Here is a 24,587-nt window from a genome sequence, read left to right as displayed (position 1 = left end):
CAACCACCACCGCGGACACACCGCACTGAAAGGCCACCCACCCGCCAGCCGCGTCCCCAACCTCACGGGTCAATACAGCTAGCGCTCCCCGCCCGGCACCCACAGCACGTCTCCGACCTCCTTGTTCGCCACCCTGGCGAGAATGAACAGGAGGTCGGAGAGGCGGTTGAGGTACGTCGCCGTCAGCGCGTTCATCGTCTCGCCGTGCACTTCCATCGCCGCCCACGTCGAGCGCTCCGCCCGCCGTACGACCGTGCACGCCTGGTGCAGCAGTGCCGCGCCCGGCGTGCCGCCCGGAAGGATGAAGCTGCGCAGCTTCTCCAGTTCCTCGAGGAAGCGGTCGCAGTCCGCCTCCAGCTTGTCGATGTACGACTGCTCCACCCGCAGCGGCGGGTACTTCGGATTCTCGACGACCGGCGTGGAGAGGTCCGCCCCCACGTCGAAGAGGTCGTTCTGCACCCGGACGAGGACCTTCACGACCTCCTCGTCCAGCTTCCCCAGTGCGATGGCCGAGCCGATGACCGCGTTGGCCTCGTTGGCGTCGGCGTACGCGGAGATGCGCAGATCGGTCTTGGCGGTGCGGCTCATGTCGCCGAGGGCTGTGGTGCCCTGGTCGCCGGTGCGGGTGTAGATGCGTGTCAGATTGACCATGTGGCCAGCCTAGTTAGGCACCGGGCCGGCGGCAGGTCCGTGTGCCCACCGTCACGGCCGGCGCCGCCGGCCCGCGGCGCCGAGGCCGCCCGGAGCGCGGTCCGGGAAGCGGGAGGGGCCGTCCCGGTGTGATGTCCGTCATCTGAGACGTGACGCGCATCTCTTCACGGTCACAGGGGCCCCTCACGACCGCTAATCTCCGGCAGAGAGCGCACATGTAAACAGTCGTTAAGGAGTGCCGCAGTGGCCAGGAAGCTCGCCGTCATCGGTGCCGGACTCATGGGTTCCGGAATCGCGCAGGTCTCTGCCCAGGCAGGCTGGGACGTCGTTCTGCGTGACGTCACCGACGAGGCACTGACCCGCGGCAGGGACGGCATCAAGGCGTCGTACGACAGGTTCGTCTCCAAGGGCAAGCTCGAAGCGGCCGACGCCGACGCGGCGTTGGCACGCATCACCACCACCACCGACCTCGACGCCGTCGCCGACGCGGACATCGTCGTCGAGGCGGTGTTCGAGAAGCTCGAGGTCAAGCACGAGATCTTCCGCGCGCTCGACAAGCTCGTACGGGACGACGCCGTCCTCGCCTCCAACACCTCCGCCATCCCGATCACCAAGATCGCGGCGGTGACGGAACGCCCGGAGCGCGTCGTCGGCGCCCACTTCTTCTCGCCCGTCCCGATGATGCAGCTGTGCGAGCTGGTGCGCGGCTACAAGACGAGCGACGAAACCCTCGCCACCACGCGTGAGTTCGCCGAGTCGGTCGGCAAGACGTGCATCGTCGTCAACCGCGACGTCGCCGGCTTCGTCACCACCCGACTCATCTCGGCGCTCGTCGTCGAGGCCGCGAAGCTGTACGAATCGGGCGTGGCGAGCGCCGAGGACATCGACATCGCCTGCAAGCTCGGCTTCGGACACGCCATGGGGCCGCTCGCCACGGCCGATCTGACCGGTGTCGACATCCTGCTCCACGCCACGAGCAACATCTACACCGAGTCGCAGGACGAGAAGTTCGCGCCGCCGGAGCTGATGCGCCGGATGGTGGATGCCGGTGACATCGGCCGCAAGAGCGGGCAGGGCTTCTACAAGCACTGACGCCGAAGAGGCGTTATCGACCGGTTCGACATCACCCGGCGGGGTGAATTCGGTATCGGTTCGCTTACAAGTAGCAACCCCTGCGCCTACGCGGCAGTCAGTTGTTGCAGGACAGAGAAGAACCGAAGAACAGTCAGCCGCACAGTCGACACGGGGCCAACACGGGGCACTGTAAGGAAACTCGGGGAGCGCATATGCACATCAGGGGCGACCACGCCGAGCTGGTCGTCGGGGGCCGCCTCGACGTCCGCAGCGCGGCGGACGCCCGTACGGTCCTGCACTCGGCCGTCGACGACGGAGCCGGCGACCTGGTGCTCGACCTGACCCACCTCGATTCCTGGGACGCCACAGGGCTCGGGGTCATCATGGGGGCGCACCGGCGGGCCGGCAGATGCGGTCGCCGGCTGGTGCTCCGTGGTGTGCCGCCGCAGATGCAGCGACTGCTCGTGGCGACGAGGCTGCACCGCATCCTCGCCATCGAGGGCGGCCTCGCTGCGGAATCGCTTCCTCGGGTGTGATCCCCGCCGCCGGTGGTGACCGGCGCGAGGCCGGCCACGGCGGCGGGGTGGGTACGGGTACGGCGACGCGGCCACGCGGCCGGCCGGCGGTCGGGGCCGCCGCGGAGGAAACGTCCCGTCATGTGTGACGGGGGCACGAACGGGGCGAGCAGCGCAATCCTCCTGAGACCGTGACGTCGGGGACGTGCGGCACCCCGAAGGTTTCGCGATGCGCGGCGAACGTCTAGGGTTCGATCGCCTGCCCTTTCGACGGACCCATGAGGCGGGCTCCGGACCGAGGCGACAAGACGTGCAGGAAGGCCGGGAGGCACCGCACGCGGCTTCGGCCCCAAGACAGTGATCTTGGCGGCGACAAGGCCGGGCGAACCTGATCTGGGAGCTTTGACCATGGACAACGACAGCTTCGGCGAGGGCGCCGGACCGGTGCGACCGCCGCGCGACGCCATCACGCCCGGACAGTCGACGCCCACGCCCCGGCGCACGGTCCAGCTCGTCTCCGGCGACTTCCTGCTCACGATCAACCCGGTCGACGGCAGCGAGATCGAACCCTGCCCGCCCGGAGGGCCCGTCCGGGCCGACGGCCAAGGGGGCGAGCAGCCCGGCCGGCCGACCCGCCGCAGCACCGCGCAACGCGCGGAGCTCCTCCGCGCCGCGCAGCCCCCCGTGCCGCCCGGCCCCGCCGCCCCCCGCCCGCCGCTGCTCGAACGCGACGAGGAACTCGCGCGGCTCGTACGACTCCTCGGCAGCGGCCGGTCCGTCCGGCTCACCGGCCCGGCGGGCTCCGGCCGCAGCTCGCTGCTCGACGCCGTCGCCGCGAAGTGCGGCGCCTTCGCACCCGACGGGGTCGTACGTCTCAACGGCCACCGCCGTACGCCCGCTGAGCTGCTCCACGAACTCTTCACGGTCGTCTACGACTCGCCAGGGATGCGCCCCGACCGGAACGCGCTCGCCGGCTTCGTGCGCGACATCGGAGCCGTCGTCATTCTCGACGACCTCGAGTTCGGCGGTGCGTCCCTCGACGAGCTGCTCGACGCCGCACCGGAATGCGCGTTCCTCGTCGCGGCCACCCCGGACATCGCCGCACCCGGCGCGGGCTCGCACCTCGAAGAGGTCTTCCTCGGCGGCCTCGGCCGCGCCGCCGCCCTCGAACTGCTGCGCAAGGCCGTGGACCGGCCGCTGACAGAAGAGGAGTCCAACTGGGCGGGCGACCTCTGGTTCGAGTCGGAGGGCCTGCCCCTGCGGTTCGTCCAGGCCGCCGCCCTGCTGCGCCAGTGCGACGAGCTGCGGGCCGATCCGGAGGCCTTCGAGGAGTTCGCCCCCTTCGCGGCCGCCGGCGGCAAGGACGTACCCCTGCCGTCGCTCGGCGAGGGTGCCGCGCCCGCCTCACTGCTCGCCTCACGGCTCAGCGACTCGGCCAGGCAGACCCTGCGCTTCGCGGTCGCCCTCGGCGGCGAGGTACCGCACCAGGCACACCTGCCGGCCCTCGTCGGGGACACCCACGCCGACGCCGCACTCGGCGAACTGATGAACTGCGGACTGCTCTCCCCGGCCGGCCCGCGCTACCGGCTGGCGGCCGGTGTGCTCGCCCAGCTCCGCGAGAAGGGCTACGACGAGGACGCCGTCGGCCACGCGCACACCGCCGCGCAGCACTACGCCTGGTGGGCCGGACACCCCTCCGTCAGCCCCGAGCGGGCCGTGGCGGAGGCGGACGCCGTGCTGGCCGCCCTGAGCGCCCTGGTGCCCGGCCGGGACGCCGGACACCCCAGCACGGCCGTCCTGCTCGCCCGCAGCGCCGCGCCGGCGTTCGCCGCGGGACGGCAGTGGGCCGCCTGGGAGCGGGCCCTGCGGATGGGCTCAGAGGCCGCGCGCATCGCCGGTGAGGTCGCGGAAGAGGCCTACTTCCACCACGAGTTGGGCGTCCTCGCGCTGTGCACCGGGAACGTGGACCGGGCCAGGGCCGAGCTCGAGGCGTCGATCGGTATGCGCGGCGCGCTCGCCGACAAGAGCGGCACCGTCGCCGGACGCCGGGCCCTCGCGCTCGTCGCCGACCGCGAGTCCGGACCGGCGCCGGCCGCCCCGGGCGAGGCGGGACCCGTGTCGCCCCCGAGGGGCGTGCCCGGCTCGGCGCTGACGAAGCGGCTGCCGCGGACCGGGTCGCAGGACCGCGGGACCAGCGCGCCGGTGACGGGGCACCAGCAGGAGACCCCGGCGGACGGCCCCGGCCGCCCGGCGGGCCGGGGCGCGGCCATTCTCATGGGCGCCCGCCGCAACCTCGTCGCCACGGGAGCGGGTGCGCTGCTCGCGGTGGTCCTCGGCACGGTGGTCACCCTGGGCATGACCTCCGACCAGGAGGAGCCGCCCGGGAGCGACGTACGCAACGGGCAGCCGGTGAACGAGGACGACGTCGACGACGACTGGACGGCCGAGGACCCGACGGCAGACGTCTCCGACGATCCGTCGGACGACAAGGACGACGCCAAGCCGACGGGCTCGTCCACGTCGGCCACGACGCCCGCGTCGACGGGCCGCCCGTCGGTACCGGGGGAGACCCCGTCGCCGAGCTCGTCGCGGCCGGAGAGCCCTTCGGACTCGCGCCCGCCGTCGAGTCCGAAGCCGCCGTCGAGCCCCAAGCCGCCGCCGGTCGCGACGCCGCCGACGGTCTCGTCCTCGCCGACGAAGACCCCGACCCCGACCCCGACTCCGACGCCCTCCCAGACGTCCACGGCCCCGGGCGGCAGCGCGTCCGCGAGCGAGCCGAGCGAAGCGACGATGACGAGCGACGGGCCGGCTTCCGCGTCGCCGCCGATCATCTGACGGGTCGCGTCTCGTCGGCGCGGCCCCTTTCCCCCACCCCGCCCCTCCCCGAAACGGGACCGGGCCTGCGCCCGCACATCGGGGCCAGGGCTGCGCCCCGAACCGCTGAGGGATTGGGCCTGAGGACCCCTGACGGAGCTGGGCCTGCGTCGCAAAGCCGGGCCGGGCTACGCCCGAAACCCCGGCGCAGCGGACCGGGCCCCGCACCGCTGAGGGGCTGGCCCGGGGTCCCTGGAGGGCTGCGCCCCGAACCGCGGCCCGGCCCGGGGAAGCGGCGCCACCGCGCGGGGTGCCGTCGGGCGGTGTGAAACGCGCCGGCGGGGGCGGCGGCGTCAGAACAGGCGGAGTTTGTCGTCCTCGATGCCGCGCATCGCGTCGTAGTCCAGGACCACGCAGCCGATGCCGCGGTCCGTCGCCAGGACCCGGGCCTGGGGCTTGATCTCCTGGGCCGCGAAGACGCCCTTCACCGGTGCCAGGTGCGGGTCGCGGTTGAGGAGTTCCAGGTAGCGGGTGAGCTGCTCCACGCCGTCGATCTCGCCCCGGCGCTTGATCTCCACCGCCACCGTCGCGCCGTCGGCGTCGCGGCAGAGGATGTCCACCGGGCCGATGGCCGTGGGGTATTCACGGCGGATGAGGCTGTACCCCTCGCCAAGTGTCTCGATCCGGTCGGCAAGGAGCTCCTGGAGGTGCGCTTCCACGCCGTCCTTGATGAGGCCGGGGTCGACACCGAGCTCGTGCGACGAATCGTGGAGGATTTCCTCCATCGTAATGATCAGTTTCTCGCCCGCTTTGTTCACGACGGTCCAGACGCTGTCGTCGCCCTCCTTCAATGTGCAGGGAGGGGACATCCAGTTCAGCGGTTTGTACGCCCTGTCGTCGGCGTGGATGGAGACACTGCCGTCCGCCTTGACCAGGATCAAACGGGGGGCGGAGGGCAGGTGGGCGGTGAGCCGGCCGGCGTAGTCCACGGAGCAGCGGGCGATGACGAGACGCATGGTCCGCAACGCTACTCGAAGGACGCCGCGCTGCGCGATTCGCCCCGGAAGCGCCCTTCGTTATTTGGCCGGTTGTGTGCCCAATCTCCTGGTGCGCTCAAGTCGGCGCACTTACCGTGGAAGACAGGAGGTCGTCGGCCGTGCACTCTGCGTCGCCGTACAGCATTGGTATGCCGTCGTTCGGTCCGCTTCCTCCTTCCCTGCCCGTAAGGCCCCGTTTTGCGGGGTCGCGAGAGGAGAACCCATGTCGCTCGACGTCTCACCGGCGCTGTTGGAACAGGCCGAGCGAGGCGAGGTCGACGAAGCAGCTTTCGTCGACTGCGTCCGGACCTCCCTGCCCTACGCATGGGAGATGATCAGTTCTCTGGTGGCTCAGCTGAAGGTGGACGGCGGCGAGTTCGCCGACAACCAGACGCCTCCGCCGGACGAGCAGGCACGTGGTCAGCTGCTGCGCGCGCTCGCGAGTGACGCGATTCGCGGCGCGCTCCAGCGGCACTTCGGAGTGCGACTGGCATTCCAGAACTGCCACCGCGTCGCGGTGTTCCCGCTGGACCCCTCGGTCGACGAGCGGCTCGCCCGCTTCACCTCGATCCGGGGTCAGTTGCTCAATCAGTCGCCCGAACTGCGCGACTGCTGAAGTCTTTTGCTGCCGCTCCGCATCATTGGAGGTGCACAGATGTCGGAGCGGCGGCACCGTCGGACCCGGAACCTCGCAACCATGGACACGGACGAGCGTCAGTCGAGCAGGGGCAGCACGTCCGTGCCCAGCCGCCGGACGTTCTCCTCGGTGGTGGCGAGGTCGCCGGAGCCCTCCGCGAGCAGCGCGAAACGTGTGATGCCGGTGCGCTCCGCGGTCGCCGCAAGGCGGTCCGCGGCCAGGCGCGGCGGCCCCACCGGATGCAAGGAACAGAGCAGCTCCGTGTACGCGACGGGGTCGCGCATCGCGCGGTGCCGTCCGTCGACCGTCACATGCGCGTCCAGGCCCTGCTTGAGCCAGCCGGGCATCGCCTTGACGAGGGTCTCCGCCGCCTCGTCCGCGCGGTCGGCGATCTGGACGACGCCGGCCGACACATGCCCGGCCGCCGCGACCTTCGCGGCCGGGTGTCCGGAGGAGAGGGCGTGCGTACGCCACAGGGCGACCATGTCCGCCTTCTCCTGGTCGCCGCAGTGCATGCCCAGCAGCATCGGCAGGCCTCGCTCCGCCGCGAGCCTGACGCTCTGCGGGGACGTGCACGCGACGACCACCTCGGGGCCTTCCGACGGCCCGTCGATCAGCTCGTCGGGACGGGGGACCACCGCGACCTCGCGGAAGGCGAACCGTTCGCCCTGCGCGCCGACGCGGGGTTCGCGCAGCCAGCGCAGCAGCAGGTCGAGGGATTCGGGGAAGCCCTGTTCGTACGCGGCCAGGCCGGCGCCGAACACCTCCAGGTCGACCCAGGGCCCGCCGCGTCCCACTCCGAGGGTGAACCGCCCGTCGGACGTGAGATGCAGCAGTGCGGCCTGCTCGCCCAGCGCCACGGGATGCGCGCTCGGCAGCACGCTCACCGCCGTGCCCACACGGATACGGCGGGTGCGGCCGAGCAGCAGCGCCGCGAGGGTCACTGCGGACGGGCACACCCCGTACGGTACGAAGTGGTGCTCGGCCAGCCACACGGCGTCGAGGCCCGCTTCCTCCGCCACCTCGGCGGAACGCACCGCCCGGTGCAGTGCCTCCCCCTGTCCTTGGCCCGGGAACTGGGCCGCCAGTACGAACGTTCCAACGCGCATCGCCTTCTGCCTCCTTGCGGCCGACGCGTCACTCCCCCTACAGGCAACAACGCCTGACACGTGCCAAAGGCACGGGCAGACGGGAAGTTGTTGCGATTTTCCGGTAACTGGCCCTGATGCAGGACGTGCGCGCACCCGTCGGAGGGACGGGCGCCGCGGCCCGGGCCCGTACGCTGTACGGGCAACTGTCCTGACTTGCCCCGTGAGGTGTCACGTGTCCCCGCGCCGCAACCGCCCCCGAGGCGGCGAGAAGCCCACCGAGCGAGCGAGCGACCCCGCAGGCCGGTACGGCGGCTTCGGCAGCAGCGAGTCCTGGCAGGGCGAGGAGTGGTCGGTGCGCCACGTCGCGGGTGCAAGTGCCGCCGGCAAGCGGTACCGCTGCCCCGGATGCGACCAGGAGATCGCCTCCGGCATGCCCCACGTGGTGGCCTGGCCCGAGCACGGCGGCGTGGACGACCGCCGTCACTGGCACAAGGCGTGCTGGAACGCGAAGGACCGCCGCACCTCGAAGGTGCAGCGGTCCAGGAACGCGCCGAGGTACTGAGCGCGCGGTCAGACGTCCCGGCTGCTCATCGTCGCGTACGCGCCGCCGAGCGCCACGACCGCGAGACCGAGCATGATCCACACCGGCTCCCAGCCGAGGGGACCGGAGGACCCGCCCGACGCAGCCTCCCCGTAGATGCCGATGAGCTGGCTCGGGATGGCCCACTCCAGCAGGAACTTCTGCAGGTCCTGCAGCGACTCGGAGAACATGAACATGGCCGCCACCAGCGGCAGCAGCATCACGCCGATCATGGTGGTGATCGCACCGGCCGAGTGCCGGATCATGGCGCCCACGGCCAGAGACAGCAGCCCGAGCGAGGCGATGTAGAGACCCACGCCGACGGAGGCGCGCAGCCATTCGTCACCGGTGGGCTCGGCCGCCTCCACCATCGCGTTCTGGATGACCGCGACGACGCCCGCTACCAGAGTCGTGATCGTGAGGACCAGGAGGAAGAAGACGGCGGCCTTGGCCGCCAGCACCCGGCCGCGGCTCGGGCAGGCCGTCAGCGTCGTCCGGATCATGCCGGTGCTGTACTCGGACGCGATGGTGAGCACGCCCAGGGTCATCACGCAGATCGAGCCGGGCAGGACGCCGAAGAAGCCCATGCCGAGGGCGGACGAGTCACCGATGTCGGCCGATTCGCCGGCGGCGGACACGAGCGCGGCGACACCGAGACCGATGCCGAGCATCAGCACGATCATCACGCCCAGCGTCCACATCGTGGAGCGCACGGAACGGATCTTCGTCCACTCGGACAGGAGCGCGTCACCGAGACTGGCCCCGCGCACCGGGATCGGGGAGGCGTACGAGCCGGGCTGCTGGTAGGGAGTGGTCATCGTGCGTCCTCGGGCTTGGTCAGGTCGGCGGGGGCGGCAGCCGGGGGAGCGGGGGCCTCGGCCGGGGCGGCGGCGGGCGGCGCGGCCGGCGCCGCGTACGGGTTCTGGCCGGGCTGGGGCGGCGGCGGGGCGTAGAAGCCCTGCTGCGGCACCTCGGGGACGTGCGGCTGCGGCGGGACGTGTCCCATCGGCGGCTGCTGCATGAGCCCGGACTTCTCGTCCGCCGTCGAGCGGTAGTCCACCGCGCCCTGCGTCATCCGCATGTACGCCTCCTCCAGGGAGGCCTGGTGCGGCGACAGCTCCCACAGCCGCACGTCGGCGCCGTGCGCCAGGTCGCTGATGCGGGGCAGCGGCAGGCCGGTCACCCGCAGCGCGCCGTCCGGCTCCGGCATCACCTGGCCGCCCGCCTCGGTCAGAGCGGCGAGGAGCTTCTCGCGCTGCTCGGGCTCCGTCTGCGGGGTACGGACCCGGGCGAAGTCCGCCGAGTTGTGGGAGATGAAGTCCTTCACGCTCATGTCCGCCATGAGCTGACCGCGTCCGATCACGATCAGATGGTCGGCCGTGAGGGCCATCTCGCTCATCAGGTGCGAGGAGACGAAGACCGTACGGCCCTCGGCGGCAAGCTGCTTCATCAGGTTGCGCACCCAGAGGATGCCCTCGGGGTCGAGGCCGTTGACCGGCTCGTCGAAGAGCAGCACCTGAGGGTCGCCCAGCAGCGCGGCGGCGATGCCGAGCCGCTGACCCATGCCGAGCGAGAAGCCCTTGGAACGCCTCTTCGCCACGCCCTGAAGGCCCACGACGCCGAGCACCTCGTCGACCCGGCGGTCCGGGATGCCGGAGAGCTGCGCGAGCGACAGCAGGTGGTTGCGGGCGGTGCGTCCGCCGTGCACCGCCTTGGCGTCGAGCAGCGCGCCGACCTGGCGGGGCGCGTTCGGCAGCTGCCGGAACGGGAGCCCGCCGATGGTGACCTGGCCCGACGTCGGCCGGTCGAGGCCGAGGATCATGCGCATCGTCGTGGACTTGCCCGCGCCGTTGGGGCCGAGGAATCCGGTGACGGCGCCCGGCCGCACCTGGAAGGAAAGGTTGTACACGGCTGTCTTGGCGCCATAGCGCTTCGTCAGGCCGACTGCCTCGATCATTCTCCAGCCCCATCGACTTTCGGGTCGTCGGGGCACAGGCGGTGCAGCCGTACGCCCCCGTAAGTGCTAGGAGGATAGCCGGGCCCCGATGGTTCCGCCCAAGCAGATACGGCTACGGGTCCGTTCAGGCGTCCCGCTTCTTCAGCACGAGGAAGCCGCCGAGGAGCGCCGCGGCCACCCACAGCAGCATGATGCCCAGGCCGCCCCAAGGGCCGTAAGGGGATTCCCCGCTGTTCATGGCGTTCGGGACCACCTGCATGATCTTCGCGCCGGCCTGGTCGGGGAAGTAGCGCGCGACGTCCTTGGCGCCCGGTACCGCGGAGAGGATCTGGGAGACCAGGAAGAAGAACGGCATCAGGATGCCCAGCGAGAGCATCGAGCTGCGCAGCATCGTGGCGACGCCCATCGAGAAGACCGCGATCAGGCCCATGTAGATGCCGCCGCCGATGACGGCCCGCAGCACGTTCTCCTCGCCGATCGTGGTGCGGTGCTCGCCGAGCAGTGCCTGGCCGAGGAAGAACGTGAGGAAGCTGGTCGCCATCCCGACCACGAGGGCCAGCAACCCGGCCACCGCGATCTTGCTGAAGATGAACGTGCCGCGCTGCGGTACGGCGGCGAGCGAGGTGCGGATCATGCCCGAGCTGTACTCGGTGCCGACGACGAGGACGCCGAAGACGACCATCGCGAGCTGCCCGAGCACCATCCCGGAGAAGCTGATGAGGGTCGGGTCGAACGTCAGCCGCTCGGCGTCCGGCAGATCGTCGAACGTGGCGTTCATCAGGGCGCACAGGGCCGCACCCATCGCGACGGTAACGGCGAGCGCGCTGATCAGCGTCCAGCGGGTGGAGGAGACCGTACGGATCTTGGTCCACTCGGACTGGATGACGGCGGGTACGGATGCCATCGGTCAGGCTCCCTCTTTGCGCGGGGCCCACTGCGGGGCGCCGTGGCCGGACGGCGGGGCTTCGACGCCGGGCGGTGGTGGTGCGCCCGCGCCGGTGGAGTGCGCGTGGTACTCCACCGAGCCGGCGGTCATCTGCATGAACGCCTCCTCGAGCGAGGCGCGTTGGGCACTGAGCTCGTGGAGCACGATCCGGTGCTCGGCCGCGAGCTCGCCGAGCTGCTCGGTGCTCCCGCCGTCGACCTCCAGCGTGCCGTTGTCCGTCTCGACGACCGTCATGCCCGCCCGGTGCACGGCGTCCCGCAGTTCCTCCTGCTGAGGGGAGCGGAGCCGCACATAACTGCGGGAGTTCTGCTGGATGAAATCGGCCATCGATGTGTCGGCCAGCAGCTTGCCCTGGCCGATCACGATCAAGTGATCGGCGGTCAGGGCCATTTCACTCATGAGATGAGAAGAAACGAAGATCGTCCGGCCCTCTTGCGCAAGGGCTTTCATCAGATTACGGATCCAGTGAATTCCCTCGGGGTCCAGACCATTGACCGGTTCGTCGAACATCAGGATCTCGGGATCACCGAGCAGTGCCGACGCGATTCCGAGCCGCTGGCCCATACCCATGGAGAAGCCCTTCGACTTCTTCCGGGCGACCGGCGTCAGTCCCACCACGTCGAGGACCTCGGCGACCCGGCTCCGCGGGATGCGGTTCGCCTGGGCCAGACACAGCAGGTTGTTGTACGCGCTGCGGCCGCCGTGCATCGCCTTGGCGTCGAGCAGCGCCCCGATGTACTTCAGCGGCTCTTCGAGCTCGCGGTAGTGCCGGCCGTCGATCCTCACGGTGCCGCTGGTGGGATTGTCGAGATCGAGCATCATCCGCATCGTCGTCGACTTGCCCGCCCCGTTGGGGCCGAGGAAGCCGGTCACCACCCCGGGGCGCACCTTGAAGGAGAGATGGTCGACCGCGACCTTGCTGCCGAAGTGTTTGGTGAGACCCTCGAGCTCGATCATGCGTTCACGCTACGGGGGCCGGGAAGCGTCCGCCACCGGGTTCCGGGAAGGGATGGAGTCCCTTCCGCATCAGGGTGACACCGGCGGGCAACAGGGTGAGGGGGGACGGGCCGGACGCACAGGTGCCCGGTGCCTGAACGGCACCGGGCACCTGTCGAAATCACCGGAGGGAGCGTCAGCGGGACTGCTGCGCCGGGACTCCACGGGAGATCGGCTCGTCGTCGGCGGGCGTGCCCGCCGCGGCGACCGCGGCACCGGTCAGCGTGGCCAGCATCTCGCGGACGTTGGTCAGCTGGGCGTTGATCGAGTCGCGGCGGTTGGTGAGCGCCGCCAGCTCGCGCTCCGATTCGCTGCGGATACGGTCGGCCTTGGCGTTCGCGTCGGCCACGATGTCCTCGGCCTGGCGCTGCGCGGTCTCCACCGTCTGGCGGGCACGGCGCTCCGCGTCCGTACGCAGCTTCTCCGCCTCGAGGCGCAGCTGCTCGGCACGGTGCTCGATCTCCGCGAGACGCTTCTCCGCCTTCGCCTGACGGGACGCCAGGTCCCGCTCCGACTGCTCCCGGCGCTTGGCGAGGTTGGTCTCGAAGTCCGCGGCGGCCTGGGCGGCCTTGGCGCGGGTCTCCTCGAAGAGCGCGTCCGCCTCCTCCCGCTTGGACTGCGCGTCCTTCTGGGCCTCGCTGCGCAGCGTCTGGGCGTCGCCCTTCGCCTTCTCGACGATGCGGATGCCCTCGTCCTCCGCCTTCGCCTTGCGCTCGGAGGCGAACGACTCGGCGTCGTTGCGCACCTGCTGGGCGGCGGACTCGGCGAGCTCACGGTGCTGCTCGGCGGCGCGACGGGCCTCCTCGCGCAGGTCCTTCGCCTCCTCCTCGGCGAGGCGGAGGATCTTCTCGACACGCGCACCGAGACCCGCGTACGACGGCTCGGCGTCGTTGACCTGGGCCTGGGCATTCTGCGTCTCGAGGTGGAGCTCCTCGATGCGCTTTTCCAGAGAGGTGATTCGGGCCAGAGCACTATCACGGTCGGCGACGAGTTTGGTAATGCGGTCGTCCACCTGACCGCGGTCGTAACCACGCCGCACGAGCTCGAAGCCGAAGGGGGAGGAAGTGTCGCTCATGGGGTTCCTGTCAATGAGACCGGTGAGGTGTTAGAGGGAATCCTAGGGGCCCGAGCGGCGTGTCATCGAGCGGATGCCGGTTTGATCTGGAGAATGTCCAGCCTTTTGAGTGGCTAGCCGTCGGATGACTTGCCACTCGAACGGGTAACCCCTGCTGTCGCACCGGCCTTGACGCCGCCGGAGCCGCCGCTCGCCCCGGACTTGCCGGCGGACGGGGCCTCGAACGACTCCAACGCCTCGAGCACGTCCTGAACACGGGAGATCTCCGCCTGGATGTCCTCGCGCCTGCGCACCAGTACGTCCAGCTCCCGCTTGCCCTCGTCGACCGTCCGTCCGGCCTCCCGGTCGGCCTCCGCCTTGGCGCGCTCGCCCTCGCGGATCAGCTCGGCCTTCTTCTGCTCGGCCTCCTTCAGGAGACCCTCCGCCTTCTTCACGGCGGCGATCCTGACCTTGCTCGCCTCCGAATTGGCCTCGGCGAGGAGCTCCTTGGCCTTCGCCTCCGCCTCCGCGCGCTGCTCCTCGGCGGCCTTCACCAGATTGTCGACACGCTCGCCGGCCGTCTTCATCTGCTCCGCGGTCTCCCGGCGGGCCCGCTCGTGCAGCTCCTCGATCTCGCTCTCCACCCGGGCCCGCAGCTCCTCGCCGCGTTCCCTTATGGCGGTCGCGTCCCGGCGGGCGCCGACAAGGAGCTCGTCGGCGTCCGTACGGGCCTTCTCCACCAGCGAGTTGCCCTCGACGGTGGCCTCGGAGACCAGCCGCTCCGCCTCGTTGCGGGCGGCGCCCACCATCGCGTCGGCCTGCGCCTCGGCCTCGGTGGCCGCGCGCAGCGCCTCCTCCTGGGCCTTGCCGATGAGCTGGTCGGCCTGCTCGGCGGCGTCCGCACGGCGCCTCGCGGCGGCCTCGCGTGCCTCGTCGAGCAACTGGTCGGCCTCCGCGCGGGCCTCGGCCCGCAGCCGCTCCGCCGCGGCCTCCGTCTCCGCCTTGAAGCGCTCGGCCTCCGCCCGGATCCGCTCCGCCGCCTGCTGGGCGGAACCGACCGTCTCCGCGGCCTCCGCACGCAGCCGCTCGGCGTCGCTGCTCGCCTCCGACCGCAGGCGTTCCGTCTCCGCGGCGGTCTCCGCCGTGATCCGCTCGGCCTCGCCCCTGGCCTCGCCGATGAGCTGGTCCGCCTGGGAGGCCGCGTCGGCCCGCCGCTTGTCGGCGGCCTGCCTCGCCTCGTCCAGCACCTGCTCGCGGTCGGCCCGCACGGCCGCCCGCATCTGCTCGACCTCGGCCTCGCCGTCGACCTTGATCTGCTCGGCCTCTGTGAGCAGCCGCGTCGCCTCGGCGTCCGCCGACGCGCGCAGTTCCGCGGCCTCGCCGCGCAGCCGCTCGCTCTCGCTCGTCGCCTCGTTGATCAGCAGGTCCGCCTGTGCGGCCGCCTCCGAACGGATGCGGTTGGCGTCCTCGCGGGCCTCCGCGCGGGTCCGTGCCGCGTCCTGCTCGGCGGTGGCGACGGCGTCCGAAGCCTCCGTGCGCATCCGCTGCACGTACTCGGCGGTGTCCGCCCGCAGCCGGTCCGCCTCCGCGATGGCCTCGGCGACGGTCCGTTCGGCGAGCGCCTGCGCCGCCTCCGTCTCCTCCTGGGCCCTGGACCGCAGCCGGGCGGCGTCCTCCGCCGCCCGCTCCCGCTCCGCGTACGCGTCGGCGCGGACCCGGTCCGCCTCCTCCTGCGCCTCGGTCCTGGTGCGCTCCGCCGAGTGCTCGGCGGCGCTGCGCAGCCCGGCGATCTCCTGCTCGGCCTGCTCCTGGAGCCCGCTGACGGCGTCCCGGACCTGCTGGGCCGTCTGCTCCGCGGAGGACACCATCTCGGTGGCACGCCGGTCGGCCTCCTCGACCAGCCGGTGCGCCTCGGTCTGCGCCTCTTCGACACGGTTGCGGGCGGACGCGAGGAGTTCCTCGCTCTGCTCGCGGGCCCTCTCGCGTTCCTGGCCGGCCTCTGCGCGCGCGGAGCCGAGGATCTCCTCCGCCTCGCGACGGCGGCGTACCGCCTCCTCCTGCGCGGCCGCCAGGGCCTCCGCGGCCTCCGTGCCCACGCGCTCGGCGGCGGCCGCCGCCTCCGCGCGTACCCGGTCGGCCGTCTCCTGGGCCTCCGTCCGCAGCCGCTCCGCCTCCGCGGCGGCGTCGCTCTGCAGCCGTACGGCGAGGGCCTCCGCCTCCGCGCGGGACGCGGAGGCGTCGGACGCGGCCTCGGTGCGCAGCCGGTCCGCCTCCGTCTCCGCCTGCTCCTGGAGCGCTCGCAGCCGCTCGCCGGCCTCCGCGCGCAGCCGCTCCGTCTCCTCCGCCGCCTCGCGGCGGATCCGCTCGCCCTCGGCGCGGGCCTCGGCCAGCCGCTCCTCGGCGGCGGTGAGCCGTGCCTCGGCCTCGGTGTGAAGGCGGGTCAGCTCCTCGGCCGCCTCCGCCTGGCGGGCCGCTATGCCGCGTTCGGTCTCCTCGCGCAGCTCGGCCGCGGCGGCCTCCGCCGCCGTCCGTACGCCGTCGGCCTGCTCCTCGGCCTCCGCGCGCAGTCGTTCGGCCTCCGCGCGGGTGCGCTCGAGGGTCTCCTCGGCCTGCTTGCGCAGAGTCGTGGCGCGCTCGATGGCCTCGGTACGGACCTTCTCGCTGTCGCTGCTCGCCCGGGAGCGCAGTTCGTCGGCATCGGTGCGCGCCTTGGTCAGCAGCTCCTCAGCGGTGCTCGCCGCCTCCTCGATCTGCTGGACGGCCTCGCGGCGGGCCTCGCCGCGGATCCGCTCGCCCTCGGCGACGGCCTCGGCGCGCAGCTGCTCGGCCTCCCCGCGCAGCCGGCGGGCCTCCTCCTGGAGCTCGACCGTCTTGGCGCGGTACTCCTTGGTGTCGTCCTTCGCGGCGCCCTTGAGCTGGTCGGCCTGCTCCGCGGCCTCGCCGCGCAGCCGGTCGGCCTCCGCCTCGGCCTCGCGCTTGATCCGCTCGGCCTCCTCGCTCGCCGCGCGGGTGGTGGCCTTGGCGTCCTCGGACGCCTTGGTCAGCACCTCCTCGGCGGTGCGGGCGGCCTTGGCAAGCGCGGCGGCAGAGTCCTCTGCGACGGCCGCACGGGCCTTCTCGGCCGCGGCCTCGACGAGCTTCTCCGCCTCGGCGCGGGCGTCGGCGAGCGCCTGCTCCGCCTCCGACTTGAGGGTCTCCGACTCCTTGGTCGCCTCTTCGACGAGCCGGGCGATCTGCGCCTTGGCGGTGCGGGTGCGCTGCTCGTTGACCGATTCGGCCGACGACAGCTGCTTGGCGGCGGACTCCTTCGCCTCCGAGAGCAGCTTCTCCGACTCGGCACGGGCCTCGCGGAGCTTCTCCTCCGCCTGCTGGAGCCGCTGTTCGGCGGCGCGGCTGAGCTCCGCGGCCTGCTGGCGGGCCTGGTCGGACTCGGCGGTGGTCGTCGAGCGCAGCTGCTCGGCGTGGGTGGTGGCCTCGTGCGCCTGGCTCGACGCGGCGTTCAGCAGCCGCTCGGCGTCCTTGCGGGCGCGCAGCAGGATCGCCTCGGCCTCCGCGCGTGCGGTCTCCGCCTCGCTGCCGAGCCGCCTGCGGGCCTCCTCCGCGATGCGGGCGGCCTCGGCGCGGGCGGCGGCCAGTGCCTGCTCCGCCTCCGCGCGGGACTCCTCGAGGAGCCGGTGGGCCTGCGACTCGGTGCGGGCCCGCAGCTGCTCGGCCCATGCGACGTTCTCGTTGACGTGCGACTCGACGGTCTGGCGGCGCTCGGCCAGCTCCTGGTCCAGACGCTGCCTGCGCTGGACGGCCTCGGCGTGCAGTTCCGCCTGGAGCCGGGCCTGGTGCTCCGCGTGCTCCTGCAGGATGCGCTGGGTCTGCGCGCGGGCCTCGCGCAGCTCGCGCTCGGCGTCCTGCCGGAGCTGATCGGCCTGGATCTGCGCGTTCCGCAGCAACTGCTCGGCCTGGTAGCCGATGTCGGCGCTGTCGTAAGCCGGACGGGAGGCGAGATTGCGCCGCGCCTCGTGAAGTTTGGCGCGCAATACCTCGACCTGGTAGCCGAGGTCCTCGGCATGCTGGACGGCCTTCTCCCGGTCGGTCTTCAGCCGGTCCATCTCGGCTTCGAACCGCGAGAGGTGGTCGTCGTCAGCTCGGTGGCTCTCCTGGCGTTCGTAGCCCCGCACTGCGCGGTCCCATCCGTCCCCTGGTCGCAACTGTCTCCAAACGAGCACCGTTCGCCGGCGAACGGCCCCCCGGGGAATGGTGACAGATCAACGACGGAGACGCGGCACGGCCCCGACCCGGCCCCGGCCCGGAACGGCCCACTCTACCGGGCCGGGAATCCTTAGGGTCAGTGCTCCGTTGCAGACGTGACGAGTTCGGTGAGTACGCCGTGGCAGTCCTTCGGGTGGAGGAAGGTGATCCGCGAGCCCATCGAGCCGATACGCGGCTCGTCGTACAGCACACGCACGCCCTTGTCGCGGATGTTCTGCGCGTCCGCGTCCACGTCAGCCGTTCCGAATGCGATGTGGTGAACACCTTCACCGTTCTTGGCCAGCCACTTTCCGACCGCGGAGTCCTCCCGGGTCGGCTCCAGGAGCTGGAGGTAGGAGGCGCCGCCGTCGGACGTCTCATTGATCTTGAGCATGGCTTCCCGTACGCCCTGCTCCTCGTTGACCTCGGAGTGGAACACCTCGAAGCCGTACGTGGCCCGGTAGAACTCGACAGTCTTGTCGAGGTCGAAGCAGGCGATCCCGATGTGGTCGATTCGCGTCAGCATTTGACCAGTGCAGCGCCCGGCGGCCGGTTACGCAACGTGCGCGCGATCACACCGGCGGCACGGTGACCCGGAGCCGTACCGCTCAGTACATTTGAGTAAACCCTCGTTCACTCCTCAGCTGCGGCTGGAAGGGGATCGTGCTCATGTCTGGAAAGACCGGCAACACCTCCGTGATCGTCGCGGGAGCCCGCACGCCCATGGGCCGCCTGCTCGGCTCGCTCAAGTCCTTCTCCGGCGCCGACCTCGGCGGCTTCGCCATCAAGGCGGCGCTCGACCGGGCGGGCATCGGCGGAGATCAGGTGCAGTATGTGATCATGGGCCAGGTGCTCCAGGCCGGCGCGGGCCAGATCCCCGCCCGCCAGGCCGCCGTCAAGGCGGGCATCCCGATGAACGTCCCCGCGCTCACCATCAACAAGGTCTGTCTGTCCGGCCTCGACGCCATCGCGCTCGCCGACCAGCTGATCCGCGCCGGCGAGTTCGACGTGGTCGTCGCCGGCGGCCAGGAGTCGATGACCAACGCGCCGCACCTGCTGCCGAAGTCCCGTGAGGGCTACAAGTACGGTGCGATCGAGATGCTCGACTCGATGGCGCACGACGGCCTGACCGACTCCTTCGAGAATGTCGCCATGGGCGAATCGACGGAGAAGCACAACACCCGCCTCGGCATCCCGCGCGGAGTGCAGGACGAGATCGCCGCGCTCTCCCACCAGCGGGCCGCGGCCGCCCAGAAGAACGGCCTCTTCGAGGCGGAGATCACGCCCGTCGAGATCCCGCAGCGCAAGGGCGACCCGGTCCTGTTCTCCAAGGACGAGGGCATCCGCCCGGAGACGACGGCCGAGTCGCTCGGCCGGCTGCGCCCCGCGTTCGCCAAGGACGGCACCATCACCGCCGGCACGTCCTCGCAGATCTCGGACGGCGCCGCCGCCGTCGTCGTGATGAGCAAGGCCAAGGCGGAGGAGCTGGGCCTGGAGTGGATCGCGGAGATCGGCGCCCACGGCAACGTGGCGGGCCCCGACAACTCGCTCCAGTCCCAGCCGTCCAACGCCATCAGGCACGCCCTGAAGAAGGAGGGCCTGGAGGTCTCGGACCTGGACCTCATCGAGATCAACGAGGCGTTCGCGGCCGTCGCCCACCAGTCAATGAAGGACCTCGGCGTCACCCCGGAAAAGGTGAACGTGAACGGTGGCGCGATCGCGCTCGGCCACCCGATCGGCATGTCCGGCGCCCGTGTGGTGCTCCACCTGGCGCTGGAGCTCAAGCGCCGCGGCGGCGGCGTCGGTGCGGCGGCGCTGTGCGGCGGCGGCGGCCAGGGCGACGCTCTCATCGTCCGCGTCCCCGCGAAGTAAGCAGGCGTAGCAGCAATCCGGGCGCCGAAGCCCGTACGCGCAGAACGATCGGAGCAGCACGATGGTGGACGTAGCCCAACTGGTCGCCCAGGCGAGAGAGGGCCGGCCGCGCGCCGTGGCCCGGCTGATCTCACTCGTGGAGGGGGCGTCGCCGCAGCTCCGTGAGGTCATGGCGGCGCTGGCCCCGCTGACCGGCGGCGCGTACGTGGTGGGCCTGACGGGCTCGCCGGGCGTCGGCAAGTCCACGTCCACCTCGGCGCTCGTCACCGCCTACCGGAAGGCCGGGAAGCGGGTCGGCGTCCTCGCCGTCGACCCGTCCTCGCCCTTCTCGGGCGGGGCGCTGCTCGGTGACCGGGTCCGTATGTCGGAACACGCCTCCGACCCCGGCGTCTACATCCGCTCCATGGCCACCCGGGGCCACCTGGGTGGCCTCGCTTGGGCGGCGCCGCAGGCGATCCGCGTCCTGGACGCGGCCGGCTGCGACGTCGTCCTGGTCGAGACGGTCGGCGTCGGCCAGTCGGAGGTGGAGATCGCCTCCCAGGCCGACACGTCGGTCGTGCTCCTCGCGCCCGGCATGGGCGACGGCATCCAGGCCGCGAAGGCGGGCATCCTCGAGATCGGCGACGTCTACGTCGTCAACAAGGCGGACCGCGACGGGGCCGACGCGACGGCCCGCGAGCTCAACCACATGCTTGGCCTCGGCGAGTCCCGGGGGCCGGGGGACTGGCGCCCGCCGATCGTGAAGACGGTCGCCGCGCGGGGCGAGGGCATCGACGAGGTCGTCGAGGCGCTGGAGAAGCACCGGGCGTGGATGGAGGAGCACGGCGTCCTCTCCGAGCGCCGCGCCCGCCGGGCGGCGACCGAGGTCGAGACGATCGCCGTCACGGCACTGCGGGAACGCATCGGCGACCTGCACGGCGACCGGCGCTTGGGCGCGCTGGCGGAGCGCATCGTCGCGGGCGAACTGGACCCGTACCGGGCGGCGGACGAACTGGTGGCGGGGCTGACGCAGTCGTAGCCGGGGTTTCCCGGGCCGCGCGCGGCGCGCTCCCGTCCGGCTCCGCCCGCCCGGTCCCGTCCGGCTCCGCCCGGCCCGGCCCGGGCGCGGTGCGGTCTCTTCCGGCCTCGGTCCGGCCGGCATGGCCCGGCCACGCGGCCGGTGCAGCATGCACCGGCCCAGGCGCGGCCCGGTCTCTTCCGGTCTTGGGCCGCCCGGCCCGGCCCGGCTCGGCATTCCCCGGCCGGGCGCGGCCCGGTCTCTTCCGGCCTCGGTCCGGCCGGCCTGGACCGGCGGCGCGGCCCGGCTCGGCCCCGGGGGTGCTGGCTGCGCCCGGGGGCGTCTTGCGGTGTGGCCGCTGTGCGGGGCGTTTCCCCTCCCCGACCCTTCCCGCTGTACCGATGTGCGGCTCCGCCGCGTGGCGGGGCGGCCCCGGGCCCCGTACCGCCTTGCGGGCGGCGTTACCGCGCTTCGCGCGGTGCGCTCAAACTCCCCCTACGGCCTGGCGGCCGTGGGAGGTGCCCCCAGGCGGGCTGGATTTCGCTCCGCGGAACCAGCCCCGCCGGCGGAGGCAACTCCAGCCTCGCCGGCGTTTGAGCCGCGGGGGTCCGGTGGGGGTCCCCCCACGCCGCCAGGCGTAGGGGGAGGATCCCCCGTTTTCGGGAAGGGGCGGGGTGGGGGAAAGGTCAGTCGTCCGCGGGCTCGGGCGTGACCGACGCCGTCTTCGCGTCGACCGTCAGGTCGCGCTCGCGCTCGTCGGCACCGTCCTCGCCGAGTTCGACCTCCCAGCGGCCCGCCCCGTCGTCCTCGAAGTCGACCGACGTCACCGTCGCCCCCGGGTGGGACCTGAGCGCAGCCTCCACCGCCTCGCGGGCGTCCACCGACGCGCCGCGCAGGGCGTCGCGGTCGTCGTCGCGGTCGTCGTTCTCCGCCTCGGCCTTGTCCTCCCGTACGGCGCCGGTCCGCACGTCGACGTGCAGTTCGTGCTCGCGGTCGTCCTTGCCGAGGACGTCCACCTCCCAGTGACGGTCCCCCTCGTCATCGAGTTCGACGGAGCTCACCGCGCCCTGCGTGTGCTCGAGGGCCGCGGCCACGGCCTGCGCCGCGGTGACGGACCCGGCGGGGGCCGCGGACCTGTCCTCGGACGCGTCGTCGCGGTCGTCACGGTCGTCACGGTCGTGGACCGTGACGGGCTCCGAGCCCGCCGCGGCGGGCGAAACGTCGTCGTCCGACACCGCCGCGGCCGTGTACGTACCGCCGCCGATCAGCACCGCCGCCGCGAGGGTCGCGATGACAAGCTTGCGCTTCATGAGGTTCTCCCGAGTCGTTGTGCCGAGTCGTGCTGCTGCGTCAGCAACGGGATCCACTCTTGCCGCGTCATGCTGAACGCAGCCTGAAGCCGCCTGAAGAGTTCTTCAGCTTCCGTTTGCGACCCTGGGCGCATGAGGTTGCTGATCGTGGAGGACGAGAGGCGGCTCGCGCTCTCCCTCGCCGCGGGCCTGACCGCCGAGGGTTATGCCGTGGATGTCGTCCACGACGGACTCGAGGGCCTGCACCGTGCCACCGAGGGCGTCCATGACCTGGTCCTGCTCGACATCATGCTGCCGGGCATGAACGGCTACCGGGTCTGCGCCGCTTTGCGCGCCGCCGGCCACGACGTGCCGGTCCTGATGCTGACCGCCAAGGACGGCGAGTACGACGAGGCGGAGGGTCTCGACACCGGCGCGGACGACTACTTGACCAAGCCCTTCTCGTACGTCGTCCTCGTCGCCCGGGTCAAGGCGCTGCTCCGGCGGCGCGGCAGGGCGGCCGGCTCGCCCGTGCTGACGGCGGGCGACCTGCGCGTGGACACCGCCACCCGCCGTGTCCACGCGGGCGGTGAGGAAGTCGCCCTCACCGCCAAGGAGTTCTCGGTGCTGGAGCACCTCGCGACGCGTACCGGCGAGGTCGTGGGCAAGCCCGAGATCCTCGAGCACGTGTGGGACTTCGCCTACGAGGGCGATCCGAACATCGTCGAGGTCTACATCAGCGCCCTGCGCCGCAAGCTCGGCGCGGACCGCATCCTGACCGTGCGCGGCGCCGGATACCGGTTGGTGGCGGTGGAGTCGTGAGGTCGGTCCGGGCCAGGGCCGCGCTGGGCGCCGGCCTGGTGGTCGCCGTGGCGCTGATCGCCGCCGGGACCGCCGTCCTGCTCTCCCTGCGGGCGAACCTGATCGACAGCACGGATCTTCAGGCCGAGGTCGCCGCCCGTGACGTGGCGTCCCAGATCGCACTCGGTGTGCCCTACGAAAAGCTGGAACTGCCCGACGAGGACGACGAACGCCCCGTCCAGGTCGTCGGCGACGACGGCCGGGTGCTGGCCGTCAGCGAGCATCTTCAGGCCGTCTCCGGGACCGGCAGCGCGGACGTCCGGGCCCAGGCGCCGCCGCGTGACGGCGACGGCGACGATGACGACGACCCCGGCCGGGGAGAGGTCTCCTCCGACGATCCGGGGTTCGCCTCCGGAACCGCCACCGTGGACGGCGACAGCGCCGATTACCGCTTCGCCTCCGTCGAGGTCCGCCTCGACGACGACCGGATGGCGACGGTGTACGCGGGAGCGCCGCTGACCACCGAGCAGGACGCGGTCACCACCGTGCGCGACGCGATGCTCATCGGCCTGCCGCTCCTGCTCGCCGTGGTCGGCTCGGTGACTTGGCTGGTGACCCGCCGTGCGCTCGGGCCCGTCGAGGGCATCAGGCGCGAGATGGCGGCCATCACCCGCTCCGAGGACCTTTCGCGGCGTGTGCCTGAGCCGGACTCGGGGGACGAGGTCGCGAGGCTCGCCCGTACGACGAACGAGACCCTGGCCGCCCTGGAGGCGTCCGTGGAGCGGCAGCGCCGTTTCGTCGCGGATGCCTCGCACGAACTGCGCAGCCCCATCGCGTCGCTGCGCACACAGCTCGAAGTGGGCGCGGCGCACCCGGAGTTGCTGGATGTGCCCGGCGCGGTGGAGGACACCGTGCGGCTCCAGCAGCTGGCGGCGGACCTGCTGCTGCTGGCGCGGCTGGACGCGGGGGAGCGGCCGGGATCGGCGGCCCTGGATCCGGCGCAGCTGCTGACGGAGGAGGTGGCGCGCAGGTCCGGCGACCGCGTGCCGGTCGAGCTGGCGGTGACACAGGGGTTGCAGGTGGCCGGTTCCCGCGCCCAGCTGGGCCGGGTGATCGGCAATCTGCTCGACAACGCCCAGCGTCACGCCGTCGCCTCGGTCACCGCTTCCGTCCGTCGGGAGGGTGGCCGGATCGTGCTGGCCGTCGCCGACGACGGCGCGGGCGTGCCGGAGGAACAGCGTGAGCGGATCTTCGAACGGTTCGTACGGCTGGACGACGCACGGACCAGGGACGAGGGCGGTGCCGGCCTCGGCCTGGCCATCGCCCGCGATGTGGCACACCGCCACGGCGGGACCCTCACCGTCGGCCGTTCACCGGCCGGCGGGGCGGTGTTCGAACTGGCCCTGCCGGACGCGGCCCGCGGTCAGCGTCGCCGGCCGGCCCGGCGCGAGGACGCGCGGGGCTCTGCCGCCGGACGCTTCCGCTAGAGCTTGCCGCGCCGTCCGCGCAGGTGCTCGGCGACCGGGGTCAGGGACTCCCGCAGTTCGGCGAGTGCCTCCGGCGACAGCAGGTCGATGAAGTGCTTGCGGACGGAGGCGACGTGGTGCGGCGCCACCTTCTGCATGGTCGCGACGCCTTCGTCGGTGAGCACGGCGTACAGCCCGCGCCGGTCGGACTCGCAGTTCTCCCGCCGGACGAGGCCGGCGCTCTCCATACGGGTGACCTGGTGCGACAGGCGGCTCTTGGACTGCAGCGTGGCCGCCGCGAGGTCGCTCATCCGCATCCGCCGGTCCGGGGACTCCGAGAGGTTCACCAGGATCTCGTAGTCGTTGTTGGTCAGGCCGAACGGCTGGAGGTCCTTCTCGAGCTGGTGCATCAGCAGCTTGTTGACTTCCAGATGCGTGCGCCAGGTGCACTGCTCGTCATCGGTAAGCCAGCGAGTGGCCGTCTCGGTCTCCATATATGGATTCTACCTAAGAAGTTGAAAAGCGGACGAAGTCGGGGGGTGTGACGCCTGGCACCCTGCGCACCAGG

Annotated in this window: 21 protein-coding genes; 9 read left to right on the top strand and 12 right to left on the bottom strand. The window is 71.8% G+C overall.

Annotated elements, in window-relative coordinates; genetic code table 11:
- Window positions 1–78: 78 nt before the first annotated feature.
- Window positions 79–651, bottom strand: a complete 573-nt coding sequence (locus ACTMTU_RS27560) for a cob(I)yrinic acid a,c-diamide adenosyltransferase (protein WP_441266148.1) — start codon at window positions 649–651, stop codon at window positions 79–81.
- A 243-nt stretch (window positions 652–894) separates the two neighbouring features.
- Between ACTMTU_RS27560 and ACTMTU_RS27555 the strand changes: the two genes are divergently transcribed.
- From ACTMTU_RS27555 to ACTMTU_RS27545, 3 genes are all read left to right on the top strand, one after another.
- Window positions 895–1,743 carry a 3-hydroxyacyl-CoA dehydrogenase family protein gene (locus ACTMTU_RS27555; RefSeq protein WP_441266147.1) on the top strand — a complete coding sequence of 283 codons (849 nt, stop codon included), beginning with the start codon at window positions 895–897 and terminating at the stop codon, window positions 1,741–1,743.
- A 194-nt stretch (window positions 1,744–1,937) separates the two neighbouring features.
- Window positions 1,938–2,261, top strand: coding sequence for an STAS domain-containing protein (locus ACTMTU_RS27550; protein ID WP_018845393.1), 324 nt, complete (start codon window positions 1,938–1,940; stop codon window positions 2,259–2,261).
- Between the two features lie 387 nt (window positions 2,262–2,648).
- Window positions 2,649–5,075 (top strand): ATP-binding protein, encoded by a 2,427-nt coding sequence (locus tag ACTMTU_RS27545; RefSeq protein WP_441266146.1) that lies wholly within the window; start codon window positions 2,649–2,651, stop codon window positions 5,073–5,075.
- Between the two features lie 332 nt (window positions 5,076–5,407).
- On the opposite strand, the gene nucS is transcribed toward ACTMTU_RS27545, so the two are convergent.
- A complete protein-coding gene (nucS, locus tag ACTMTU_RS27540; protein WP_037773735.1) occupies window positions 5,408–6,070 on the bottom strand; it encodes an endonuclease NucS in 663 nt (220 codons plus the stop codon).
- Between the two features lie 244 nt (window positions 6,071–6,314).
- Between nucS and ACTMTU_RS27535 the strand changes: the two genes are divergently transcribed.
- Window positions 6,315–6,707 carry an SCO5389 family protein gene (locus tag ACTMTU_RS27535; protein ID WP_005311822.1) on the top strand — a complete coding sequence of 131 codons (393 nt, stop codon included), beginning with the start codon at window positions 6,315–6,317 and terminating at the stop codon, window positions 6,705–6,707.
- Window positions 6,708–6,805: 98 nt separating this feature from the next.
- Here the strand turns inward: ACTMTU_RS27535 and ACTMTU_RS27530 are convergent, their stop codons facing one another.
- A complete protein-coding gene (locus ACTMTU_RS27530) occupies window positions 6,806–7,837 on the bottom strand; it encodes an LLM class flavin-dependent oxidoreductase (protein ID WP_441266145.1) in 1,032 nt (343 codons plus the stop codon).
- Between the two features lie 214 nt (window positions 7,838–8,051).
- Between ACTMTU_RS27530 and ACTMTU_RS27525 the strand changes: the two genes are divergently transcribed.
- Window positions 8,052–8,381 carry an ATP/GTP-binding protein gene (locus tag ACTMTU_RS27525; protein WP_441266144.1) on the top strand — a complete coding sequence of 110 codons (330 nt, stop codon included), beginning with the start codon at window positions 8,052–8,054 and terminating at the stop codon, window positions 8,379–8,381.
- An 8-nt stretch (window positions 8,382–8,389) separates the two neighbouring features.
- Here ACTMTU_RS27525 and ACTMTU_RS27520 read toward each other — a convergent pair whose 3' ends face one another.
- The 7 genes from ACTMTU_RS27520 to mce all read right to left on the bottom strand — a co-directional run bounded on the left by ACTMTU_RS27520 (window position 8,390) and on the right by mce (window position 18,120).
- Window positions 8,390–9,217: an ABC transporter permease gene (locus ACTMTU_RS27520; RefSeq protein WP_441266143.1), complete on the bottom strand. Its 828-nt coding sequence runs from the start codon at window positions 9,215–9,217 to the stop codon at window positions 8,390–8,392.
- Window positions 9,214–10,356: an ABC transporter ATP-binding protein gene (locus ACTMTU_RS27515; protein WP_441266142.1), complete on the bottom strand. Its 1,143-nt coding sequence runs from the start codon at window positions 10,354–10,356 to the stop codon at window positions 9,214–9,216. The genes ACTMTU_RS27520 and ACTMTU_RS27515 overlap by 4 nt, the downstream gene beginning before the upstream one ends.
- Window positions 10,357–10,480: 124 nt before the next feature.
- Entirely contained in the window at window positions 10,481–11,260 is a 780-nt protein-coding gene (locus tag ACTMTU_RS27510; RefSeq protein WP_441266141.1) for an ABC transporter permease, read from the bottom strand.
- Between the two features lie 3 nt (window positions 11,261–11,263).
- On the bottom strand, window positions 11,264–12,259 hold the full coding sequence (locus ACTMTU_RS27505) for an ABC transporter ATP-binding protein (protein WP_441266140.1): 996 nt from the start codon (window positions 12,257–12,259) through the stop codon (window positions 11,264–11,266).
- Window positions 12,260–12,434: 175 nt separating this feature from the next.
- Window positions 12,435–13,373, bottom strand: a complete 939-nt coding sequence (locus ACTMTU_RS27500; RefSeq protein ID WP_005311808.1) for a cellulose-binding protein — start codon at window positions 13,371–13,373, stop codon at window positions 12,435–12,437.
- Between the two features lie 113 nt (window positions 13,374–13,486).
- Window positions 13,487–17,524 (bottom strand): polarized growth protein Scy, encoded by a 4,038-nt coding sequence (scy, locus tag ACTMTU_RS27495; protein ID WP_441266139.1) that lies wholly within the window; start codon window positions 17,522–17,524, stop codon window positions 13,487–13,489.
- Window positions 17,525–17,691: 167 nt separating this feature from the next.
- Window positions 17,692–18,120 (bottom strand): methylmalonyl-CoA epimerase, encoded by a 429-nt coding sequence (gene mce, locus ACTMTU_RS27490; RefSeq protein WP_441266138.1) that lies wholly within the window; start codon window positions 18,118–18,120, stop codon window positions 17,692–17,694.
- 143 nt (window positions 18,121–18,263) lie between these two features.
- Here mce and ACTMTU_RS27485 point away from each other — a divergent pair, with 143 nt between their 5' ends.
- Both ACTMTU_RS27485 and meaB read left to right on the top strand, forming a co-directional pair.
- Complete coding sequence (locus ACTMTU_RS27485; protein ID WP_441266137.1) at window positions 18,264–19,466, top strand: acetyl-CoA C-acetyltransferase; 1,203 nt, start codon at window positions 18,264–18,266, stop codon at window positions 19,464–19,466.
- A 61-nt stretch (window positions 19,467–19,527) separates the two neighbouring features.
- Window positions 19,528–20,484 carry a methylmalonyl Co-A mutase-associated GTPase MeaB gene (meaB, locus tag ACTMTU_RS27480; protein ID WP_441266136.1) on the top strand — a complete coding sequence of 319 codons (957 nt, stop codon included), beginning with the start codon at window positions 19,528–19,530 and terminating at the stop codon, window positions 20,482–20,484.
- Window positions 20,485–21,149: 665 nt separating this feature from the next.
- Here the strand turns inward: meaB and ACTMTU_RS27475 are convergent.
- On the bottom strand, window positions 21,150–21,773 hold the full coding sequence (locus ACTMTU_RS27475; protein ID WP_441266135.1) for a PepSY domain-containing protein: 624 nt from the start codon (window positions 21,771–21,773) through the stop codon (window positions 21,150–21,152).
- Window positions 21,774–21,905: 132 nt separating this feature from the next.
- Between ACTMTU_RS27475 and ACTMTU_RS27470 the strand changes: the two genes are divergently transcribed.
- A complete protein-coding gene (locus tag ACTMTU_RS27470; RefSeq protein ID WP_441266134.1) occupies window positions 21,906–22,574 on the top strand; it encodes a response regulator transcription factor in 669 nt (222 codons plus the stop codon).
- A complete protein-coding gene (locus ACTMTU_RS27465; protein ID WP_441266133.1) occupies window positions 22,571–24,040 on the top strand; it encodes an ATP-binding protein in 1,470 nt (489 codons plus the stop codon). The genes ACTMTU_RS27470 and ACTMTU_RS27465 overlap by 4 nt, the downstream gene beginning before the upstream one ends.
- Here the strand turns inward: ACTMTU_RS27465 and ACTMTU_RS27460 are convergent.
- A complete protein-coding gene (locus ACTMTU_RS27460) occupies window positions 24,037–24,513 on the bottom strand; it encodes a MarR family winged helix-turn-helix transcriptional regulator (protein ID WP_159687071.1) in 477 nt (158 codons plus the stop codon). The genes ACTMTU_RS27465 and ACTMTU_RS27460 overlap by 4 nt on opposite strands.
- Window positions 24,514–24,587: the final 74 nt, after the last annotated feature.

Origin of the sequence: Streptomyces sp. OZ13 (genome assembly GCF_052068155.1) — a bacterium.
Lineage (GTDB): Bacteria > Actinomycetota > Actinomycetes > Streptomycetales > Streptomycetaceae > Streptomyces.
Note: the sequence above shows the minus strand (reverse complement) of the source record. Positions and strands in the feature narration are given on the sequence as shown.